The organism is Streptomyces canus (assembly GCF_030816965.1).
Taxonomy (GTDB): Bacteria; Actinomycetota; Actinomycetes; order Streptomycetales; family Streptomycetaceae; genus Streptomyces; species Streptomyces canus_E.
Map to the genome: position 1 here is coordinate 3,383,310 of NZ_JAUSYQ010000002.1, position 15,602 is coordinate 3,398,911.

The 15,602-nt window shown below is 71.4% G+C and carries 12 protein-coding genes; 6 read left to right on the forward strand and 6 right to left on the reverse strand.

The features are described 5' to 3' along the window. Positions 1 to 6: 6 nt before the first annotated feature. On the reverse strand, positions 7 to 933 hold the full coding sequence (locus tag QF027_RS16440; RefSeq protein ID WP_307075338.1) for an oxidoreductase: 927 nt from the start codon (positions 931 to 933) through the stop codon (positions 7 to 9). Between the two features lie 175 nt (positions 934 to 1,108). On the opposite strand from QF027_RS16440, the gene QF027_RS16445 reads away from it, so the two are divergent. Beyond that, positions 1,109 to 1,594, forward strand: a complete 486-nt coding sequence (locus QF027_RS16445) for an excalibur calcium-binding domain-containing protein (RefSeq protein WP_307075340.1) — start codon at positions 1,109 to 1,111, stop codon at positions 1,592 to 1,594. A gap of 15 nt (positions 1,595 to 1,609) precedes the next feature. On the opposite strand, the gene QF027_RS16450 is transcribed toward QF027_RS16445, so the two are convergent. After that, positions 1,610 to 2,434 (reverse strand): TIGR03619 family F420-dependent LLM class oxidoreductase, encoded by an 825-nt coding sequence (locus tag QF027_RS16450; RefSeq protein WP_306981551.1) that lies wholly within the window; start codon positions 2,432 to 2,434, stop codon positions 1,610 to 1,612. After that, on the reverse strand, positions 2,431 to 3,162 hold the full coding sequence (locus QF027_RS16455) for an alpha/beta fold hydrolase (protein WP_307075342.1): 732 nt from the start codon (positions 3,160 to 3,162) through the stop codon (positions 2,431 to 2,433). The genes QF027_RS16450 and QF027_RS16455 overlap by 4 nt, the downstream gene beginning before the upstream one ends. Positions 3,163 to 3,226: 64 nt before the next feature. On the opposite strand from QF027_RS16455, the gene QF027_RS16460 reads away from it, so the two are divergent. Both QF027_RS16460 and QF027_RS16465 read left to right on the forward strand, forming a co-directional pair. Next, a complete protein-coding gene (locus QF027_RS16460; protein WP_306981546.1) occupies positions 3,227 to 3,595 on the forward strand; it encodes a MerR family transcriptional regulator in 369 nt (122 codons plus the stop codon). Next, positions 3,558 to 3,866, forward strand: a complete 309-nt coding sequence (locus QF027_RS16465; RefSeq protein WP_307075344.1) for an excalibur calcium-binding domain-containing protein — start codon at positions 3,558 to 3,560, stop codon at positions 3,864 to 3,866. Before QF027_RS16460 ends, QF027_RS16465 begins: the two co-directional genes overlap by 38 nt. 166 nt (positions 3,867 to 4,032) lie before the next feature. Here QF027_RS16465 and ppdK read toward each other — a convergent pair whose 3' ends face one another. Together ppdK and QF027_RS16475 are read right to left on the reverse strand one after the other, a co-directional pair. Continuing rightward, positions 4,033 to 6,753 carry a pyruvate, phosphate dikinase gene (gene ppdK, locus QF027_RS16470; protein ID WP_306981538.1) on the reverse strand — a complete coding sequence of 907 codons (2,721 nt, stop codon included), beginning with the start codon at positions 6,751 to 6,753 and terminating at the stop codon, positions 4,033 to 4,035. 418 nt (positions 6,754 to 7,171) lie between these two features. Next, positions 7,172 to 8,374, reverse strand: coding sequence for an ROK family transcriptional regulator (locus QF027_RS16475; protein ID WP_307075346.1), 1,203 nt, complete (start codon positions 8,372 to 8,374; stop codon positions 7,172 to 7,174). A gap of 119 nt (positions 8,375 to 8,493) precedes the next feature. On the opposite strand from QF027_RS16475, the gene QF027_RS16480 reads away from it, so the two are divergent. The 3 genes from QF027_RS16480 to QF027_RS16490 all read left to right on the forward strand — a co-directional run bounded on the left by QF027_RS16480 (position 8,494) and on the right by QF027_RS16490 (position 13,783). Continuing rightward, entirely contained in the window at positions 8,494 to 9,918 is a 1,425-nt protein-coding gene (locus tag QF027_RS16480; RefSeq protein WP_306981533.1) for an MGH1-like glycoside hydrolase domain-containing protein, read from the forward strand. Next, complete coding sequence (locus tag QF027_RS16485) at positions 9,915 to 11,855, forward strand: amylo-alpha-1,6-glucosidase (RefSeq protein ID WP_306981532.1); 1,941 nt, start codon at positions 9,915 to 9,917, stop codon at positions 11,853 to 11,855. Before QF027_RS16480 ends, QF027_RS16485 begins: the two co-directional genes overlap by 4 nt. A gap of 176 nt (positions 11,856 to 12,031) precedes the next feature. Beyond that, positions 12,032 to 13,783, forward strand: coding sequence for a CDP-alcohol phosphatidyltransferase (locus QF027_RS16490; RefSeq protein WP_307075348.1), 1,752 nt, complete (start codon positions 12,032 to 12,034; stop codon positions 13,781 to 13,783). A 587-nt stretch (positions 13,784 to 14,370) separates the two neighbouring features. Here QF027_RS16490 and dusB read toward each other — a convergent pair. Beyond that, positions 14,371 to 15,525 carry a tRNA dihydrouridine synthase DusB gene (dusB, locus tag QF027_RS16495; RefSeq protein ID WP_307075350.1) on the reverse strand — a complete coding sequence of 385 codons (1,155 nt, stop codon included), beginning with the start codon at positions 15,523 to 15,525 and terminating at the stop codon, positions 14,371 to 14,373. Positions 15,526 to 15,602: the final 77 nt, after the last annotated feature.

A 15,602-nucleotide genomic window follows, 5' to 3' on the forward strand; every position in this document is an offset into this window, starting at 1 on the left:
GAGGGCTCAGACCTTCAGGGCGTCGTACGCCACCCCCGTGAGCTCCTCCGAGGCGGCCCAAAGGCGCGAGGACGCCCGGTCGTCGCGGGTCCACGGGGCCCGCCAGGAGGGGGCCGGGGAACCGCGCCACCCTGCCAGGGACGGGCCCGTGAAGGAGTCGGGCGCTACGTCGGGGGCGGTGGCCGCGTAGAGGGTGGGGAGGGCGCCGGCGTCGGCGGACTGGGCGAAGAAACGGTTGCCGACCCGCATGAAGCGTTCCGCCGCCCTGCGGCCTGCCATCCTCGGGCCCGCCGTCTGGAGGTTGGTGGCCGCGTACCCCGGGTGCGCCGCCGCCGCGACCACGTCCGAGCCGTGGGCCGCCAGCCTGCGGGCGAGTTCGTGGACGAAGAGGAGGTTGGCGGTCTTGGAGCGGGCGTAGGCGACCCAACGGCGGTAGCGGCGCTCGCTGTTGAGGTCGTCGATGTCGATGTTGGCCAGCGCGTGCATCGTGCTGGAGACGGTCACGACGCGTGCGGCGGGTGTCCCGAGAAGCGTGGGCAGCAGCAGACCGGTCAGCGCGAAGTGGCCAAGGTGGTTCGTGCCGAACTGGGTCTCGAAGCCGTCCGCCGTGGTGCCGTACGGCAGTGCCATCACGCCCGCGTTGTTGATCAGCAGGTCGAGGCGGTCGTAGGGGTACGCGGCCGCGAACTCCCTTACGGAGGCCAGATCCCCGAGGTCCAGCTGGGCCAACTCCGCCTCCGCTCCCGGGACTTCGCCGACCAGCTGGTCCCGGGCCTCGGCTCCGCGCGCCTCGCTGCGGCAGGCGAGCACCACGCGGGCGCCCCGGCGGGCGAGTTCCCGCGCGGTGACGTACCCGATGCCGCTGTTGGCCCCGGTGACGACGGCCACGCGTCCGCTCTGACCGGGGATGTCCTCGGCACTCCAGCCTGACATGACCGGGCTCCCTCCACAGACGGCGTGGGATCCACCCTACGAGCGCGGCGCACCGGATGTAATCCGTCCCGCACACCATGCGCCATGCAATGGTCACGGAATGAACACTTCACCTCCACAATCGACACATCGGCAATACGGTCATCCCCTCACGTAACACCTTCAGGGGGACGACATGGCCAACCCGTACAACACCCAGCCCGCACCGCAGTGGCAGCCGGCGCCGCCGCCCGCTTCCCGGCCCGCCCCCAGGTGGGCCCGGAAGCGGTACGTTCTGCCGGCTCTCGCGCTCGGACTCTTCCTCGGCGTCGGCATGGGCGCCGGCGACCCGGACAAGACGGCGGACGACGCGAAGCCGGCCGCCGCCAAGGCGCAGCCGACGGTGACCGTGACCGCGACGGCGACGGCGACCACCACGGCGACCCCGGAGCCGGAACCCGCGGTCACGGTGACCGCCACGAAGACGGTCAAGGCCACCAGGACGGTCACGGCACAGGCCGAGGCCGACACGGACTCCGGGTCCGACACGGGCTCCGACAGCGTCTACTACGCCAACTGCTCCGAGGCCCGCGCCGCCGGCGCCGCCCCGATCCACCGCGGTGAGCCGGGGTACGCCTCCCACCTGGACCGGGACAACGACGGGGTGGCCTGCGACAGTTGACGGCCGGGCGCACCCTCAGCCCACGGAGTGACGGGCCGCCCGGGCGAAGTCGGTCATGCGGTCGGCGTACGTGTCCGGAGCGCCGAAGTGCACCGCCAGATGCTCCGCCCCGGCGGCCCGGAACGCCTCGGCGGTGCGGGCCGCGTCGTCGGCCGTACGATCCGGGGCGGACCAGTCGAGCCGGGTGCCCGGGGAGACGGTGCGGTCACCTGTACGGGCCCGTAAGCGGGCCAGTCGTTCGCCGAACGCCATGGGGTCCAGGCCCACGCCCTGCCAGACGTCGGCGTACCGGGCCGCCCGCCGCAGGGCCGCGTCGGAGACACCGCCGGTCATCACCGGCACCGCACCGCGGGGTCGCGGCTCGAAGACGCCCGTGTCGAAGCCGTACCAGCGCCCCTCGAAGGGCCCCCGGCCGACCCGGAACAGGTGCCGCAGCAGGGCGATCGCCTCGTCCGTACGGGCCGCCCGGCTGCCGAAGTCGGCGCCTACGGCGGTGAACTCCCGTGTGTCCCAGCCGATCCCCACGCCCAGGGTGATCCTGCCGCCGGACAGTGCGTGGAGGGTCGCGACCTGTTTGGCCACCACGAAGGGGCTGCGCAGGGGCAGGACGAGCACGGAGGTGCCGAGCCGGATCCGGCTGGTCGCGGCCGCCAGCCAGCCCAAGGTCACCAGCGGTTCGAGGACGCCTCCGTACACCGGGCCGTACTCACCGGGCGGTAGGACGTGGTCGGGCAGCCATGCCGTGTCGTAGCCGAGGTCCTCGGCCCGCCGCGCCAGGTCGACGAGCCGGCGCGGGTCGGTGTCCGCGGTCTCGTTGGGGAGGACGACCTGGAGCTTCACTCCCCCTCCCGGACCTTCCCGGCCTTCCCGGCCTTCCCGGCCTCCCCGTCCGAGGACGACGACGGCAGGGAGCGGAGAAAGCCGAGGACCTGCTCCAGCCACTCTTGCGGCCGCTCGACCATGACCACGTGATCACTGTCGATCTCCGTGTACCGCGCACCCCGGATCCCGGCGGCCAGGGCATGGGAACCCTCGGGCAGAACCAGACTGTCGGCGGTCGTCGCTATGACGAGTGTGGGGACACCGACCTCGGACAGGTCGGCGGTGACGTCGAGGAACGGGATCAGGTCGAGGTGCGGGCGGAGGGCGGGCGGCTCCTCGGCCCGCCAGCCGGGCAGGAGGCCGAGCAGATGGTCGTCGGGCCGGGCGAACCCGGCGGTCAGCACGAGCGCCGTCACCCGCTCGGGATGACGTACGGCGGCACGCACCGCCACCTGCGTGCCGAGCGAGAACCCGAGCAGCGCGAACCGCTCGACGCCACGCCGTACGGCGGAGTCGACGACCGCGTCCGTGAGCGCGTCGAGGTCCCACGGGGCGTCGGCAGCCGGGGTCCTGCCCGAGCCCGGGTAGTCCGGGGCGACGACGGTGTGTGCGGCGGCGAGAGCGGGCAGCACCGGCGCGAAGTTGCCTTCGATGCTGCCGGTGGCGCCATGGGCCAGTAGCAGCGCCGGGCCGGTGCCCGTGACGGTGGTGGCGAGAGAAGGAAGGGAGAGGGATGAATCGCGCATGCCCCGTACGTTGACCCATCACATCGGTGTGAGGGTCAAGTCCCGAGTGCGGTGAGGAGAATCAGTGCTGATAGGCGAGCTGTCGCGGCGGACCGGCGTACCGCATCGGCTGCTGCGGTACTACGAGGAGCAGGGCCTGCTGTGCCCAGGGCGCGACAGCAGCGGGTACCGCGTCTACGCACCCGACGCCCCGCATGTCGTGGCGCGCATCCGGGGCATGCTGGCGGCGGGGCTGAGCACCGATGCCATCCACGAGATGCTGCCGTGCGCCACCGACGCCGGGCCGGGGATCGACCCGTGCCCCGAGGTGCTGCGGACGATGGCCGCCTACCTGGACCGGATGGACACCGACATCGCGGATCTGCGCCGGCGCCGGGCCGCGCTGGCCGCGTTCCGTGACGCGACCGAGGCACGGCAGGAACGGGTCCACTGACGCGGCGGCGGGAGGGCGACGAGCACTACGACGGCCGTATCTCGACCGGGACGGCGACGGCATCGCCTGCGACCGGCCGCCCGCGGACTTCAGGGCCCACGACGACCAGGCGGCGGCAGCGGCCGAGGACACCCGCGCGAAGGGCACGGACCTCGCCGAGACCGGTGGCGGGGGCGACAGCACCGTGTACCTCGCCGCCGCGGGCTCGGCCTTCCTGCTCACCGGCGGCACGCTGGTGGCCACGGCGCGCAGTCGCCGCGCCGTGCGCTGAGCCGCGCGCACGAGGAACCTGAGGACGCGAGGAAGGAGAGAAGGGGCGGGACCCCCGCACAGGGTTCCCGCCCCTTCTTCGTGATCCGGAGCCGCCGCCCATCGGGTGAGGGTCGGGGACGGGCGGCGGATCCGGGGCTCCAGGGCCGTCAGGGGCCGTCAGGGGCCTACCGGTGGTCGCTGCCGTTCGCCGTGATCGCCGCGCGCCCCGCCTCCAGGCGAGCCACCGGGATGCGGAACGGGGAGCAGGAGACGTAGTCCAGACCCACCTCGTGGAAGAAGTGGACCGACTCCGGGTCGCCGCCGTGCTCACCGCAGACGCCGAGCTTGAGGTCGGGGCGGGTCTTGCGGCCCGCCTCGGCGGCCAGCTTCACCAGGGAGCCCACGCCGTCCTTGTCGATCGTCTCGAACGGGGAGACGCCGAAGATGCCCTTCTCCAGGTAGGCCGTGAAGAAGCTCGCCTCCACGTCGTCCCGGCTGAAGCCCCACACCGTCTGGGTGAGGTCGTTCGTGCCGAAGGAGAAGAACTCCGCGGCCTCCGCGATCTGACCGGCGGTCAGCGCGGCGCGCGGGAGCTCGATCATCGTGCCGATCGACAGCTTCAGGTCCACACCCGTCGCCGCCTCGACCTCCGCGACGACCTGGTCGGCCTCCTCGCGGACGATCTCCAGCTCCTGGACCGTGCCCACCAGCGGGATCATGATCTCCGCGCGCGGGTCACCCTTGGCGTTCTTGCGTTCGGCCGCCGCTTCCGCGATCGCGCGGACCTGCATGGTGAACAGGCCGGGGATGACCAGGCCGAGGCGCACTCCGCGCAGGCCGAGCATGGGGTTCTGCTCGTGCAGCCGGTGCACGGCCTGGAGCAGCCGCAGTTCGTTCTCGTGCGGCTCCTGACGGGACTCCGCCAACGCCACACGGACCGACAGTTCGGTGATGTCGGGCAGGAACTCGTGCAGCGGCGGGTCCAGCAGCCGTACCGTCACCGGCAGCCCGTCCATCGCCGAGAACAGCTCCACGAAGTCCTGCTTCTGCAGCGGGAGCAGCGCCTTCAGCGACTCCTCGCGCTCGGCCTCCGTGTCGGCCAGGATCAGCCGCTCGACCAGCTCGCGGCGGTCACCGAGGAACATGTGCTCGGTACGGCAGAGGCCGATGCCCTGGGCGCCGAAGCGACGGGCGCGCAGCGCGTCCTCGGCGTTGTCCGCGTTGGCCCGCACCCGCAGGCGCCGCTTGCGGTCGGCGAACGCCATGATCCGGTGCACGGCCTCGACCAGCTCGTCGGCGTCGTTGGCACCCGCGTGCATCCGGCCCTCGAAGTACTCGACGACCGGCGACGGCACGACCGGGACCTCGCCCAGGTAGACCTTGCCCGACGAGCCGTCGATGGAGATCAGGTCGCCTTCCTCGACGACGTGTCCGCCCGGCACCGTCATCCGGCGCCGCTTGGTGTCGACCTCGAGCTCCTCCGCGCCACAGACACAGGTCTTGCCCATGCCGCGCGCGACCACGGCCGCGTGGGAGGTCTTGCCGCCGCGCGAGGTCAGGATGCCCTCGGCCGCGATCATGCCGTCCAGGTCGTCCGGGTTGGTCTCACGGCGGACCAGGATGACCTTCTCGCCCGAACGCGACCACTTCACCGCGGTGTACGAGTCGAAGACCGCCTTGCCGACGGCGGCGCCCGGCGAGGCCGCGATGCCCCGGCCGACCTGCGCGACCTTGGTGTTCTCGTCGAAGCGCGGGAACATCAGCTGGGCGAGCTGGGCGCCGGTGACGCGCTGGAGCGCCTCCGCCTCGTCGATCAGGCCCTGGTCCACCAGCTGGGTCGCGATGCGGAAGGCCGCACCCGCCGTGCGCTTGCCGACCCGGGTCTGGAGCATCCACAGCTGACCGCGCTCGATGGTGAACTCGATGTCGCAGAGGTCCTTGTAGTGGTTCTCCAGCGTCTCCATGATCTGCATCAGCTGGTCGTACGACTTCTTGTCGATCTGCTCCAGCTCCGCGAGCGGGACGGTGTTGCGGATGCCCGCGACGACGTCCTCGCCCTGGGCGTTCTGGAGGTAGTCGCCGTAGACGCCCTGGTGACCGGAGGCCGGGTCACGGGTGAACGCGACACCGGTGCCGGAGTCGGGGCCGAGGTTGCCGAAGACCATCGAACAGACGTTGACCGCGGTGCCCAGGTCGCCGGGGATGCGCTCCTGACGGCGGTAGAGCTTGGCGCGGTCGGTGTTCCAGGAGTCGAAGACCGCGTGGATGGCGAGGTCCATCTGCTCGCGCGGGTCCTGCGGGAAGTCCCGGCCCGCCTCCTTCTTGACGATCTTCTTGAAGGCGGTGACGAGCTTCTTCAGGTCGGCGGCCTCCAGGTCGGTGTCGACCGTGACCTTCTTGGCCTCCTTGGCCTTCTCGAGGGCCTCCTCGAAGAGGTCGCCGTCGACGCCGAGGACGGTCTTGCCGAACATCTGGATGAGCCGTCGGTAGGAGTCCCAGGCGAAACGGTCGTCGCCGGCCTGCTTGGCGAGCCCCTGGACCGACTTGTCGGAGAGACCGATGTTCAGGACCGTGTCCATCATTCCCGGCATCGAGAACTTCGCGCCGGAGCGCACCGAGACGAGCAGCGGGTCGTCGGCCTGGCCGAGCTTCTTGCCCATGCGCTGCTCCAGCGCGTCGAGGTGCGCACTCACCTCGTCACGCAGTGCCGCGGGCTCCTCACCGCTGTCCAGGTAGACCTTGCAGGCTTCCGTCGTGATGGTGAAGCCGGGGGGAACGGGGAGTCCCAGGTTGGTCATCTCGGCGAGGTTCGCGCCCTTGCCACCCAGGAGGTCCTTGAGGTCCTTGTTTCCCTCGGTGAAGTCGTAGACGAACTTGGCTACGTGGGGTTCTTTGTTTTCCGACACGGGTCTCGACTCCCTCGAGGACGCGGTGGCTGCCCTGACGGCGAGGAACATACCCAGATCGAAGGCGTCTGGGTACGTCTGCTCGGGCGTCATACGCCCGTAACCAGTCGTCCGCCAGCGGATCGAAAGTCAAAGCTTGGCAAGCGACACGCGGCGGATGTTTTCACTTCTTGAACGCGACAACTTCTGCTGACCCTCCTAACCGCTCATCCGAGCGGCTATTCGCACGCCTGATTTCGATCGATGAACGATCAAGGGGTGGCACTCAGTGCCACCCCTTGGAGAAGTGCAGTCGCCCAAGATCCGCTCATCCGAGCGGCACCCTTCTCAAGGGTGGCGAGAATCACGCTGCCACAGGGAGCCGGATTTCACCATGCGGACGGGCATCCGGACGGAAACGGAGGCGGAAACACGGGCGTCATACGCCCATGGCCAGCAACCTCTCCTCGATCCGCTCGGGCGCGTACAGATGCTCCACGACCAGCGCACCCGCCCCGATCAGCCCGGCCCGATCCCCCAGCCGCGAGGTCACGACCTCCAGCCGGGCGGTGGAGCGGGGCAGCGCCCGCTGGTACAGCAGTTCCCGTACACCCGTGAGGAAGGGAGTACCTGCCAGATCTCCGGCGATCATCAGAACCCCGGGGTTCAGCAGGGTCACGACGGTCGCCAGCACGTCCCCGACCTGCCGGCCCGCATCACGTGCGAGCGCCGCCGCCTCCGGATGCCCGGACGCGAGCAGGTCCCGCACATCCGATCCCGAGGCAGCCGGCACCCCGGCCGCCGCCAGCCGCCGCGCCACGGCACCACCGCTCGCCACGGCGGCGAGGCAGCCGTAGGACCCGCAGCGGCACAGCGCCTCCGCGCCCGCCGGCACCCGGATGTGGCCCAGGTCGCCCGCGCCGCCGTCGATGCCCCGGTAGACCGAGCCGTCGACCACGACTCCGGCGCCGATGCCCGTCGAGACCTTGACCAGCACGAACGCCGAGCAGTCGGGGTAGGCCGTGCGCTGTTCGCCGTACGCCATGAGGTTGGCGTCGTTGTCGACGAGCACGGGTACCGGACCGGTCCCGGTGTGCTCGGTGAAGGCTCCGGCCAGGCGGCCTCTTATGTCGTAACCGTCCCAGCCGGGCATGATCGGCGGCTGGACCACCCGGCCGCTTTCCAGGTCGACCGGGCCCGGCACGGCGAGCCCGATCCCGCAGACCTCCTCCGCGCGGTGCCCCGCCTTCTCCAGCAGCTCGGCGAACCAGCGGCCCAGCTCGCCGAGCACGGCGTCCGGGCCGTCCTCGATCACCAGGGTGCCGCTGTGCTCGGCGAGGATCTCGCCGGTCAGCGACAGCACGCACGCGCGCGCGTGCCGGGTCTCCAGGTCGGCGGCGAGGACGACGGCATGGGCGTCGTCGAACTCCAGGGTGATGGAGGGGCGGCCGCCCAGCGGCGAGTCGACGGGGCCCCCGGCGCCCTCGCGCAGCCAGCCCGCGCGGAAGAGCCGGTCGAGGCGCTGGCCGACGGTCGCCCGGGACAGTCCGGTGGCCTGCTGGAGCGCCCCGCGCGTGACGGCTCGCCCGCTGCGGACCAGTTCGAGCAGATCTCCGGCGCCGGTCTGACTCCGTCCGGTCATGCGCACCCCCTTGTGTTTCTCAACTCTGCATTACATTCTGAGTTTTGCGTGTTAAATAGACGTAACCCTACGGTAGCCCTGACCGAACCGGTCGGTCACACGTCTTCGGGGAGCCCCGAGTGGATCGCACTGCCCAGCTCATCACCCCTTCCGCCGCGCATTCGATCGCATACGATCCGCCGGGTTCGTCACATCCCCTGCACGTCAGGGCGGCGAGGGTGCTGGAAGGCAACTGGACCGGCGCCTCCACGGTGCCCTCGCGCGGTCTGTACCCGCACCAGTGGTCCTGGGACTCCGCTTTCATCGCGATCGGCCTGCGCCACCTCTCCCCGCTGCGGGCCCAGACGGAGCTGGAGACGCTGCTGGCGGCCCAGTGGGGTGACGGGCGGGTCCCGCACATCGTCTTCAACCCCTCCGTACCGCTCGACGCGTACTTCCCGAGCCCCGACTTCTGGCGCTCCTCGACCGCGGGGCGCGCCGCGGGCGCCCCGCGCACCGTACAGACGTCCGGCATCGTGCAGCCACCGGTGCACGCCCTGGCGGTGTGGCTGGTCCACCGCGCCGACCCCGGCCTGTCCCGTGCGCGCGGCTTCCTCGCCCGGATGTACCCACGCCTGGCCGCCTGGCACCGCTACCTCCTGCACCGCCGCGACCTGGGCGGAGGCGGCCTCGCGTCCGTCGTGCACCCCTGGGAACAGGGTATGGACAACAGCCCCGCCTGGGATCTGCCGCTGTCCCGCGTCACACCGGCGCCGGCCCGCTCCTTCCGCCGCGCCGACCTCGACCACGGAGCCGCCGAGGACCGGCCGACGGATCTGGACTACGGGCGGTACGTGCGGCTGGCGACGGACTACCGGGACGCCGGATACGCCGACGGCGGCGGAGAGTTCGCCGTCGAGGACCCCGCCTTCAACGCCCTGCTCATCGCCTCCGAACACGCCCTCGCCCGGATCGCCGACGAGCTGGGGGCGCCCGGCACGGCCCGGCACGCGCGCGCGGAGCGGCTGACGGCGGCTCTGGTGGAGCGGCTGTGGGATCCGGCGAGCGGGATGTTCCTGTGCCGGGATCTGCGAGGATCCTCCCAGGACAGGCGCGGCGCCCTGATCCCCGAGCGCGGAGTCTCCGGCCTGCTCCCCCTGCTGCTCCCCGGTCTCCCGCGGGACATCGTCACGACGGTCGTGCGGACCGCCTGCGGCCCCCACTTCGGCCTCGGCACCACCACCCGCCTCGTCCCCAGCTACGACCTCCTCGGCGAGGCCTTCGACCCGCACCGCTACTGGCGCGGCCCGGCCTGGTTCAACACCGCCTGGCTGCTGGAACGCGGGCTGCGCACCCACGGCGAGCACCGACGGGCCGACGCGCTGCGGGAGTCGGCCCTCGAGCTCGCCGAGACCACCGACTTCGCGGAGTACGTCGACCCGTACACCGGAGAGGCCTGCGGAGCGACCGGCTTCAGCTGGACCGCCGCGCTCGCGCTCGACCTGCTGCACAGTGACACCACAGTCACGGCGGACATGGGACTCAAGGGAGGGAACCGGCGATGACGGACCGGCATCATCTGCTCGTGCACGGCGGGACGTTCGCTGCCGTGGGTGACGGCGGGGACATCAGCGGCGTCCGGGGCGGCGGCAGCTCCCCCGACGGGTTGTTCGTACGCGACGCCCGGCACCTGAGCCGCTGGCAGCTCACGGTCGACGGCGCGGTACCGGAGGCCCTGTCGCCGGTGGCCGACGGCGACACCGCGCGCTGTGTCCTCGTCCCGCGCGGCGGCCGCCAGGAGCCGCCCGCCTGCACGCTCTTCCGCGAACAGGCAGTGGGGGACGGCTCGTTCGTCGAATCCCTCCGGGTCACCAGCAACCGCCCGGTGCCGACGACGGTCCGCCTCGCGGTCACCGCGGACGCCGACTTCACCGACCAGTTCGAACTCCGCTCCGACTACCGCACCTACACGAAGACCGGCGCGACCCGCCGCCGTGAAATCCTCGACGACGGCGTGGAGTTCACCTACCAGCGCGCCGAATGGCGTTCCTGTACGACGGTGACGGCCGACCCCGCCCCGGACGGCGTCGAGGAGACGGGCACCGGAGCCAGGCGCCTGGTCTGGACGCTGGAGCTGGAGCCGCACGGCACGGCCGAGCTGACGCTGCGGGTGATGGCCCGGCCGCACGGCGACAAGCGGGCCCGCCGGGTCCCGAGCTCCCCGGCCGCTCTGAACCAGAAACTCCTCTCGCTGGAAGGCGAGTTCGTGGAGGGCATCGCCTTCCCCACCGGCTGGCCGGAGCTCGCCGCCGCCTGCGCCCGCGGGCTCGCCGACCTCGCCTCGCTCCAGGTCCCGGCGACCGGCCCCGACGGCGAGGAACTGCGCGTCCCGGCCGCCGGGGCCCCCTGGTTCCTGACCCTGCTGGGCCGGGACGCCCTCCTGACCTCCCTCTTCGCCCTCCCCTACCGCCCCCAGCTGGCCGCCGCAACGCTCCCCGCGCTCGCCGCGACCCAGGCCACCGAGACCGGCGCGGCCTCCGTGGCCCAGCCCGGCAAGATCGTGCACGAGGTGCGGCACGGAGAGCTGGCCCACTTCGGGCAGGTGCCGTACGGCCGCTACTACGGCTCGGTCGACGCCACCCCGCTGTTCCTCGTACTGCTCGGCGCCTACGTGGAACACACCGGGGACCTCCCGCTCGCCCGGCGCCTGGAGCCCCACGCCCGTGCCGCGATCGGCTGGATGCTCGACCACGGCGGACTCACCTCGCGCGGCTACCTCGTCTACCGCGCCGACCAGGGCGGCCTCGCCAACCAGAACTGGAAGGACTCCCCCGGCGCGATCTGCGGCGCCGACGGAGCACGGGCCGGCGGACCGGTGATGGCCGCGGGCGCCCAGGGCTACGCGTACGACGCGCTGCGCCGGACCGCGTGGGTCGCGCGCACGGTGTGGGAGGACGAGACCTACGCGGCGCTCCTCGAACAGGCCGCGGCGGATCTGCGGGACCGGTTCCAGCGTGACTTCTGGATGCCGGACCGTACCTTCCCCGCGCTCGCACTGGACGGCGAGGGCCGTCAGGTCGACGCGCTGGCCTCCGACGCCGGGCATCTGCTGTGGTCGGGGCTGCTCGACAAGGAGTACGGCGAGCTGGTGGGGCGGCGGTTGCTGGAGCCCGACTTCTTCTCCGGGTGGGGGGTGCGGACACTGGCGGCCGGACAGGCGGCGTATCACCCGCTCTCTTACCACCGGGGCTCGGTGTGGCCGCACGACAACGCGTTGATCACGCTGGGGCTGGCCCGGTACGGGTTGCACGACGAGGCGCGGGCGGTGGCGCACGGACTGGTGGACGCGGCGACGGCCACCGGGCACCGGCTGCCGGAGGTTCTGGCGGGGTACGGGCGGGAGACCCATGGGGAGCCGGTGCCGTATCCGCACGCGTGTGTGCGGGAGGCACGGTCCGCAGCGGCGCCGCTCGCGCTGCTGACGGCGGTGGGGGGCGCGTAGTGCCCCGCGGGTGAGGCCGTGGGAAAAGCCCTCACCTGACCGTTGACCACGCGTTTGCCCGGTGTTTGCCCCGAGCGGTGAACTGCTGCCGGAAGCCGGACGTACGGGAATGTGGCGGATCCGAGACCCCATATCGGGTCCGCCTTCTACCAGGACCCGTACGGAAGGACCCTCGGGTGTCCGAGACCCTTGCAGAGAGCACGTCACCCGAGGCCGAGGCGACGGGTGCGGACAGTGCGCCGGCCGGGAAGCCGTCCCTGCGCGCGCGTCTCGTCCGCCGGCGGGACGCGCACCCGACCGCCGTACGCAACACGCGCTGGACCCTGAACATCCTCGCCGCTCTGCTCGTCCTGGGCGCCCTGCTTCTGCCGAACAAGGTCGCCTATCTGCACATGCGGGCGTTCGTGCGGATTCCGGCGGAGGCGATCCTTGGGGCGGCCGTGGCGCTGGCGCTGCCGCGTCGGCCGCGGCTGGTGGTGGCCGTGGTGTCCGGGGTGGGGCTCGGAGTGATGACGATCCTGAACCTGCTCGACATGGGATTCAACGACTACCTCGGGCGGCCTTTCAATGTCGTCCTCGACTGGGAGTTGCTCGACGACGCGCAGTCGTATGTCGCGGACTCGATGGGCAAGGGAGTGGCGGTCGGTGCCGCGGTCGGCGCGGTAGTCATGGTCCTTCTGCTGCTGGCCGTCATGGCGCTGGCGATGGTCAGGCTGAGCGGTCTGCTGGTCCTGGACCGGCAGACCGCCACCCGGGGCACCCTCGTCGCGGCCACCGTCTGGGTCACCTGCTCCGCGCTCGGTCTGCAGATCTTCGGCACTCCGCTGGCCTCCGAACACACCGCCGCGCTCGCCACCACCCAGGCCAAGCGGGTGCTGTACACCGTGCGGGACGAGGCGGAGTTCCAGAAGGTGGCCAAGGTCGACGCCTTCGGGAACACGCCCGGCTCCCAGCTGGTGCCCGACCTGCGCGGCAAGGACATGATCTTCACCTTCATCGAGAGCTACGGCCGCAGCGCCGTCGAGGACCCGGCCATCGCGCCCGGCGTGGACAAGACCCTCGACACCAGCACCGCGGCCCTCGCGAAGGCCGGCTTCCACGCGAAGAGCGGCTGGCTGACCTCGGCGACGTACGGCGGCAGCAGTTGGCTGGGCCACTCGACGACCCTCTCCGGCCTCTGGATCGACAACCAGCAGCGCTACCGCACGGTCATGGCCAGCGACCACCTCAGCCTCACCAAGGCCTTCAAGAAGACCGGCGCCTGGGACACGGTCGGGGTGATGCCGGGCGTCCAGAAGGGCTGGCCCGAGCAGAAGTACTACGCCCTCGACAAGGTCTACAACGCCTTCCAACTCGGCTACCAGGGACCCAAGTTCAGCTGGTCGACGATGCCCGACCAGTACGCCCTGGAGGCCTACCAGCGCCAGGTCCACGGCAAGAAGCGCGACAAGCCGCTGATGTCCGAGATCATCCTGACCTCCAGCCACCAGCCCTGGGCGCCCATCCCGAAGATGGTCGACTGGGACGAACTGGGCGACGGCTCGATCTTCAGGGGCATCCAGAAGGCGGGCACCAAGCCGTCCGAGATCATCGCCGACTCCACCCGCTCCAAGCAGGAGTACGGCAAGTCCATCTCGTACTCGGTCACTTCACTGACCCAGTGGCTGGAGCGCTACGGCAGCGACGACACGGTCCTCGTCTTCCTCGGCGACCACCAGCCGATCGCCCGGGTCAGCGGGGAGAACGCCAGCCGTGACGTGCCGATCTCGATCGTCGCCAAGGACCCGAAGGTTCTCGACAAGATCGCGTCCTGGCACTGGACGGACGGCCTGAAGCCGGCGCACAACGCCCCGGTCTGGAAGATGAGCTCCTTCCGAGACCGCTTCCTGACGGCGTACGGCTCGACTCCGCACCCGTCAAAGGGGTAGCGCTGCGCTGGGCTTGGGCGGGCGCCTAGGGGGTGCCGGGCGGGGTTGTCGGGCGGGTGCGGGTGAGTGGGCCGGGCGCCTAGGGGGTGCCGGGCGGGGTTGTCGGGCGGGTGCGGGTGAGTGGGGGCTGGTCGCGCAGTTCCCCGCGCCCCTGGGGAGTTGCAGCCACCGGCGCCCCGACGGGCCGTTCGCCACCTCGCACGCCACGACGGACCGTTGGCCACCTCGCGCGCCAGGACGGGCCCTTCGTCGCCCCGCGCGGCCCGACGGACCGTCCGCCGCACGCCGCACCACGACGGGCCGTGGGGGGGAGTCGCGAGCCACGACGGGCCGTTGGCCGCGTGCGGCGCGCAGGGGACGGGGTGGGGGGTGTCCGCCCGCAGCGGCCGGACTCCGTTACCGAGGACCGCCCAAGCAACAGCAACCGCCGGACCGAGGACGGATACCCCCCACCCCGGCCCCGACCCACGACACACCCGCACGCGCTACACAAGCCCCCGCCGAAGCCGAAACGGGCCGCCGCAGGCATTCAGAGGCGCGGGGAACTGCGCACAACGCCCGCCCCCACCGAACCCGCACCCGACTGGTCAACCCCCCGACGTGTCCAGTTCCGCGTCCTCCCCGACGCCCGCGCAGTCGTACGGGTCCCTCAGCCAGCCGTCCGGGAGGACCACCCGGTTGTTGCCGGACGTGCGGCCACGCGGCCCGTCGGCGCCCGTCGGCCAGGGCTGGTCCAGGTCCAACTCGTCCAGGCCCGACCGGAGTTCCGCCAACGACGACGTGATCGCGAGCCGCTTGCGCATCTCGCTGCCGACCGCGAAGCCCTTCAGATACCAGGCCACGTGCTTACGGAAGTCGATGACCCCGCGGGACTCGTCGCCGATCCACTCCCCCAGCAGCGTGGCGTGCCGGACCATGACATCGGCCACCTCGCGCAACGAAGGCCGGGCGATGTGTTCCGGACGCCCCTCGAACGCCGCCACCAGGTCCGCGAACAGCCACGGCCGCCCCAGACACCCCCGCCCGACGACCACGCCGTCGCAGCCGGTGGACGCCACCATCCGCAACGCGTCCGACGCCGACCAGATGTCCCCGTTGCCGAGCACGGGAATCTCCGGGACGTGTTCCTTCAGGCGGGCGATCGCGTCCCAGTCCGCCGTGCCGCCGTAGTGCTGGGCGGCGGTACGACCGTGCAGCGCGATGGAGGTGACCCCCTCCTCGACCGCGATCCGCCCGGCGTCCAGATACGTGATGTGGTCGTCGTCGATCCCCTTGCGCATCTTCATCGTGACCGGCAGATCCCCCGCCCCGCTCACGGCCTCGCGCAGGATCGCCCGGAGCAGAGGACGCTTGTACGGCAGCGCGGACCCGCCCCCCTTCCGCGTCACCTTCGGCACCGGGCACCCGAAGTTGAGGTCGATGTGGTCGGCGAGATCCTCCTCCGCGATCATGCGGACGGCCTTGCCGACGGTGGCGGGGTCGACGCCGTACAGCTGGATCGAACGAGGCGTCTCGCTCTCGTCGAAGTGGATCAGCTGCATGGTCTTCTCGTTGCGCTCGACGAGCGCCCGAGTCGTGATCATCTCGCTGACGAACAGCCCCTTGCCCCCACTGAACTCCCTGCACAGGGTGCGGAAGGGCGCATTGGTGATCCCGGCCATCGGAGCCAGGACGACAGGCGGCTGCACGGTGTGCGGACCGATCCGCAGGGGCGTGTTCTCGGTGAGCGCGGTCGTGGACATTCCCCCATTGTCACGCACGGCCCGGGGTGCCCCCGCATCGATCATGTATTAACCATTAGTTAGACGCACTATCGACA

Bases quoted from the DNA above. Each gene is read 5' to 3' on its own strand.
- QF027_RS16440 (WP_307075338.1), bottom strand. From the start codon at position 933: ATGTCAGGCTGGAGTGCCGAGGACATCCCCGGTCAGAGCGGACGCGTG.
- QF027_RS16445 (WP_307075340.1), top strand. From the start codon at position 1,109: ATGGCCAACCCGTACAACACCCAGCCCGCACCGCAGTGGCAGCCGGCG.
- QF027_RS16455 (WP_307075342.1), bottom strand. From the start codon at position 3,162: ATGCGCGATTCATCCCTCTCCCTTCCTTCTCTCGCCACCACCGTCACG.
- QF027_RS16475 (WP_307075346.1), bottom strand. From the start codon at position 8,374: ATGACCGGACGGAGTCAGACCGGCGCCGGAGATCTGCTCGAACTGGTC.
- QF027_RS16485 (WP_306981532.1), top strand. From the start codon at position 9,915: ATGACGGACCGGCATCATCTGCTCGTGCACGGCGGGACGTTCGCTGCC.
- dusB (WP_307075350.1), bottom strand. From the start codon at position 15,525: ATGTCCACGACCGCGCTCACCGAGAACACGCCCCTGCGGATCGGTCCG.